Source organism: Streptomyces sp. 13-12-16, from assembly GCF_002114215.1.
Lineage (GTDB): Bacteria > Actinomycetota > Actinomycetes > Streptomycetales > Streptomycetaceae > Streptomyces.
Genome location: NZ_NCTE01000345.1, coordinates 1 through 5,605 on the forward strand (window position 1 = coordinate 1; position 5,605 = coordinate 5,605).

Annotated in this window: 5 protein-coding genes; all 5 read right to left on the reverse strand. The window is 73.3% G+C overall.

All coding sequences use genetic code 11. The features are described 5' to 3' along the window. Positions 1 to 1,335 (reverse strand): FAD-binding oxidoreductase (locus tag B7767_RS14610; protein ID WP_085572571.1); only part of this gene is annotated, 1,335 nt, incomplete at its 3' end. Positions 1,336 to 1,411: 76 nt separating this feature from the next. Continuing rightward, positions 1,412 to 2,818, reverse strand: a complete 1,407-nt coding sequence (locus B7767_RS14615; protein ID WP_085572572.1) for a PhoX family protein — start codon at positions 2,816 to 2,818, stop codon at positions 1,412 to 1,414. Positions 2,819 to 2,908: 90 nt separating this feature from the next. Beyond that, entirely contained in the window at positions 2,909 to 3,748 is an 840-nt protein-coding gene (locus B7767_RS14620; RefSeq protein ID WP_085572573.1) for a slipin family protein, read from the reverse strand. A gap of 152 nt (positions 3,749 to 3,900) precedes the next feature. Next, positions 3,901 to 5,379 carry a SulP family inorganic anion transporter gene (locus B7767_RS14625; protein WP_256923436.1) on the reverse strand — a complete coding sequence of 493 codons (1,479 nt, stop codon included), beginning with the start codon at positions 5,377 to 5,379 and terminating at the stop codon, positions 3,901 to 3,903. Positions 5,380 to 5,387: 8 nt separating this feature from the next. Beyond that, on the reverse strand, positions 5,388 to 5,605 hold a 218-nt coding region (locus B7767_RS14630), incomplete at its 5' end, for a carbonic anhydrase (protein WP_306297959.1).

The window sequence follows — 5,605 nt, forward strand, 5'->3', positions numbered from 1 at the left end:
GAGCCGGCCGCCCTCCGTGCGGACCACGGCGCCCTCGCCCGGCGGCAGCGCCTCCGCCGGCGGGGCCGGGCGCAGCCGGTCGCCGACGAAGTGCCGGGCCACCTGCGCCTGGTGCTTGAGGAAGGACGGCGCCTCACGTACCGCGGAGGCCAGCCGGCGCGGGTCGTACAGCCCGCTCCACGCGCACTCCCGGCCGGTGATCTGCGCGGTGAGCAGCAGGCCCGCCATCATGCCGCCGCTCATGCCCCAGCCGCCGAAACCGGTGGCGACGTAGGTGTGCCGGGCGCCCGGGTGCAGCGGGCCGACCAGCGGCACGGTGTCGGTGGGATCGTTGTCCTGCGTGGCCCAGGAGTGGGTGAGCTCCACGTCGGGGAAGTGCGTGCGGGCCCACGCGGAGAGACGGTCGAAGAGGGCCCGCGTGTCGCCCGTGCCCGGCGTGAAGTGCTCACCGGTGACCACCAGGAAGCGGCGGGTGCCGTCCTCGCCGTAGGGGGCCGTGCGCACCGAGCGGGTGTTCTCCTCCGGGGTGATGTACATCCCGCCCGGATCCCGGCCGGCCGGGAGCGGCCCGGCGACGACCAGTTCGCGGCGCGGGGAGAGGCGGGTGAACAGCAGCGCCCGGTCGAAGACCGGGTAGTGGGTGGCGACCACGACGTCCCGGGCCGTCACCGTCGCCCCGTCCGCCGTCGACAGACGGCACGGCGTGCCCTCCTCCAGGCCGAGGACGGTGGTGTCCTCGTGGATGCGCCCGCCGTGCGCGACGATGTCGTCCGCGAGGGCCAGCAGGTACTTGCGCGGGTGGAACTGCACCTGGTCCCTCACCTCGACGGCGCCCGCCACCGGGAACGGCAGACCGGTCTCCGTCACGAAGGAGGCCGGCAGGCCCGCCTCCCGCGCCGCCCCGGCCTCCGCGCGCAGTTCCTCCACCCGGTCCGCGTCACGGACGTAGGTGTACGCGCTGCGGCGCTCCCACTCGCAGTCGACGCCGAGCTCCTCCACGACCCGGGCGGTGTGCTCGATCGCCTCGGACTGCGAACGGGCGTACAGCCGCGCGCCCTCGCTGCCCCGGGTGCGGCGCAGCTTGTCGTAGACCAGCGTGTGCAGGGCGGTGACCTTGGCCGTGGTGTGTCCGGTGACGCCGGCCGCGACCCGTCCGGCCTCCAGCACCGCGACGCTCTTCCCGGCCCGCGCCAGCTCCCGGGCGGTGCACAGGCCGGCGATGCCCGCGCCGATCACGGCCACGTCGACATCGAGGTCCCCGGCCAGTGCGGGGTGCCGGCCGCCCGGTGCGGTCTGGAGCCAGTACGAGCCGCTGACCTGCTGATTCTCCGTCATGGGGGGCCGAGTACCCAGGTCCGCCGGGTTCAGCCGGGGCGGAGGGCGCACCGCCCTCCGCCCCGGCCGTGAGCGGCTACCCGCGCCACGGGCCCGTCACGGCGAACGTCGTGCCGGGCGTGTAGCAGTTGACGTACATCGTGCGGCCGTCCGGGGAGAAGGTGACCCCGGCGAACTCGCCCCACTCCGGTTCCTCGGCGGTTCCGATGTTCTGGCGTCCGCGCGCCATCGCGTAGACCTCACCCCGGCGGGTGACGCCGTAGACGTGCTGGGCGCCTCCGCCGTCCTCGCACACCATCAGGCCGCCGCTGGGCGCGAGACAGATGTTGTCCGGCGACTCGCCGGGGAGCCGGACGTCGGTGTCCGGGCCGAAGACGATCACCAGGGTGAGGCGGCGCCGGTCCGGGTCGTAGCGCCAGATCTGGCCGTAGTGGTCGGCCGCCGAACCCTCGGCGCTGCGGGCGAAGGACGACACGAAGTAGACCGAGCGTCCGCCCCAGTAGCAGCCCTCCAGCTTCTGCGCGTGGGTGATGCCCCGCGGGCCGAAGTCCTGGTGGCGGATGGGTGTGTGAGCGGCCTGCGGGTCCGGTACGTCCACCCACTCGATGTGGTCGAAGCGGGCACCGATGTCCTGGATCGAGGACAGGTCGGGCACCCCGGGCACCCGCATCGCCTGGAGCCGGCCGCCCGCGCGCAGCGAACCCGTGCCGCCGAGTGGTTTCGCCGGCAGGAAGCGGTAGAAGAGGCCGAAGGGCCGTTCGAAGGCGTCCTCGGTCTCGTAGACCACGCCCCGCCCCGGGTCCACGGCGATCGCCTCGTGCTGGAAGCGGCCCATCGCGGTCAGCGGTACGGCGCCCGTGCGGCGCGGGTCGGCGCCGTCGACCTCGAAGATGTAGCCGTGGTCCTTGGCGTAGCCGTTGGTGCCGGCCTTGTCCTCGGTCTCCTCGCAGGTCAGCCAGGTGTTCCAGGGGGTCGGTCCGCCGGCGCAGTTCACCGCCGTACCGGCGATCGCGACCCGTTCCGACAGCACCAGGCCGTGGTGGTCCAGGGTGAGTGCCGTACAGCCGCCCTTGCCCTCCGGGTCGTAGGTCAGGCCGTCGACCACCGGGACGGGGACTCTGCCGTCGGCGCGGTTCTCGTGGTTGCGGACCAGGTGGGTACGGCCGTGGCGGCCGGCGAAGGCGGCCATGCCGTCGTGGTTGGAGGGGACCGGGCCCTCGCCGGAGCGCAGCGGGTCGCCCTCGCGGGAGAGGACCCGGTAGCGGAAGCCCTTCGGCAGGTCGAGCAGCCCGTCGGGGTCGGGGACCAGGGGGCCGTAGCCGTTGTGGCCGAGGTCCCGGGCGGCGGCGGTGCCGGTGAAGAGTTCGGAGAGGGCGCCGGTGAAGGCTATGCCGATGCCGAGGGCGCCGGAACGGGCGAGCATCTGACGTCGTGTCGCGGGGGAGCCGGTCGTGGACTCGGTGGTGGACCCGGTTTCTGACATGGGGAAACCTTCCTGCTGGCGGACAGGAACTGTGACCCCGCCGTGTCTATCACCTGGTGCGGGTCACGGGAACCACGCGCGTAGCTCGTGTCACGGCCCGGGGCGCGGGCCGTCGGGCTCCGGGCGGGGCGCCGCCGGGTGGCCCGGCACGGGCTGGGGCTGGGGCTGGGGCTGCTGGGCGCGTTCGAGGAAGCGGAGGAGTTCGACCGGGAAGGGCAGGACGAGGGTGGAGTTCTTCTCGGCGGCGACGGCGACGATGGTCTGCAGCAGGCGGAGCTGGAGGGCGGAGGGGGTCTCCGACATCTCCTGGGCCGCCTCGGCGAGCTTCCTGGACGCCTGGAGTTCGGCGTCGGCGTTGATGACGCGGGCCCGGCGTTCGCGGTCGGCCTCGGCCTGGCGGGCCATGGAGCGCTTCATCGTGTCGGGCAGGGAGACGTCCTTGATCTCGACGCGGTCGATCTGCACGCCCCAGCCGATCGCGGGGCTGTCGATCATCAGCTCCAGGCCCTGGTTCAGCTTCTCGCGGTTGGACAGCAGGTCGTCGAGGTCGCTCTTGCCGATGATCGACCTCAGTGAGGTCTGGGCCATCTGGGAGACGGCGAAGCGGTAGTCCTCGACGTTGATGACGGCCGCCGGCGCGTCGACGACCTTGAAGTAGACGACCGCGTCGACCCGGACGGTGACGTTGTCGCGGGTGATGCCCTCCTGGGCGGGGATGGGCATCGTGACGATCTGGAGGTTGACCTTGTGCATGCGGTCCACGCCGGGGACGACGAGGGTGAAGCCGGGCGGGCGCGGGGTGCCGTGCAGACGGCCGAGGCGGAGGACGACTCCGCGTTCGTACTGTTTGACGACCCGGGCCGCCGCGAGGAGGTAGGCGGTGGCGGCCGCGGCGGTGCCGGCGGCCGCGGTGAGCAGTTCCTCGACCATGATGACCTCCCGTTCAGAGGTCTGTGTGCTTCTGGCTGCATTCGCAACGATATGCCCGGTGGTCGGTGTGGGGCCATGGCGGGAGCCGGGGCCGGGGATTGGGCGGCGGGGTTTTCCGTCCCCGCCGCCCCTTTCCTCACAGTCCCGCGCCCCTAGGAGGGCGCCGTGGCCGGTGTTCCCGGTGTCTCCGTGAGTTTCACCGGGGGTGTGCCCGGGGTGCTGTGGCGGGCGGACCAGTTCTCCAGGGCCGTGTGGCAGGCGTGGTCCACGTGGTGGAGGGCGGTGAGGTCCAGTTCGACGGGGCGGTCCTGGGGGAGGGACTCCAGGGTGTCCAGGATCTTCGGGAGGCGCAGGAAGGTCGCGTTGCCCGACAGGTGCACCTGGATGGGGCCCGCGCCCTTGTCCACGACCTCCAGCTTCGCCTGCGAGGCCTCCCAGGCCGTCTTGACGACCGACAGGGCCAGACCGATCAGTACGCCCTCGAACATGTTCACCGTGACGATCGACACGGCGGTGACCAGCAGGATCAGCGCCTCGCCCCGGTGGCTCCGCCAGAGTGCGGCCAGGGCGCGGAACGGGATCAGCTTCCAGCCGGCGTGGACCAGGATGCCGGCCAGCGCGGGCAGCGGGATCAGTGCCAGCGCGGACGGCAGCAGCGCGGCGAACAGCAGCAGCCATACGCCGTGCAGCACCCGGGACGCCTTGGTCCTGGCGCCCGCCCGGACGTTGGCCGAGCTGCGCACGATCACCGCGGTCATCGGCAGCGCGCCGAGGACCCCGCAGACCGTGTTGCCCGCGCCCTGCGCCATCAGCTCCTTGTCGTACCGGGTGCGCGGACCGTCGTGCAGCCGGTCCACCGCGGCGGCGCTGAACAGGCTCTCGGCGGAGGCGATCAGGGTGAACGCGACGATCGTGCCGAGGACGCCGGCGCCCAGTGAGCCGAAGGCGTCCGCGCCGGGCGGCTGGACGGCGTCGACCAGGCCCCGCACCTCGACCGTCGCGACGGGTACGCCGAACGCCAGGGTGACCGCCGTCGCCAGCAGGACCGCCGCCAGCGCACCCGGTACGACCCCGGCCGGCCCCGGCATCCGGCGCCACAGCACCATCACGGCGACGGTGCCCGCGCCGACCGCGAGCGAGGCGAGCGCCTCGGTGCTGCCGAGCGCGTCCGCGGCCGCCCCGGGCAGACCGAGGATCTTGTCGACGCCGGAGGCGGGCGCCGTCAGCCCGGCCGCCGCGTACAGCTGGCCCGCGATGAGGACGAGACCGATGCCGGCCAGCATGCCCTCGACCACCGAGATCGATATCGCGCGGAACCAGCGCCCGAGCCGCAGCGCACCCATGGCGAGCTGGAGCAGCCCGGCGGCCAGCACGATCACGCCGAGCGCGGGCAGCCCGTAGGTGTCGACGGCCTCGAAGACCAGCACGGTCAGCCCGGCGGCCGGACCGGACACCTGCAGGCTGCTGCCCGGCAGCAGACCGGTGACCAGCCCGCCCACGATGCCGGTGACCAGGCCGAGTTCGGCCGGGACACCGGAGGCGACGGCGACGCCCACGCACAGCGGGAGCGCGACGAGGAAGACGACGAGCGAGGCGGCGAAGTCCTGCCGCAGATGAGGGAACCTGGACACGGCCGTACTCACAGCGCCTCGAAGGCGTCGGTGTCCGCGCGGTGTTCGCGTACGGCTCCGGTGTGCACCTCGTAGTACCAGCCGCGCAGCCGGAGCCGGCCCGCGGCCAGCCGCCGCTCGACGCACGGGTACGAGCGCAGCCGCAGCAGCTGGGCCAGGACGTGGTGCTGGACCGCCTCCGCGCAGGCCGGGTCCGCGGCGTCGGCCGACGCCGGCTCGCCGGCGG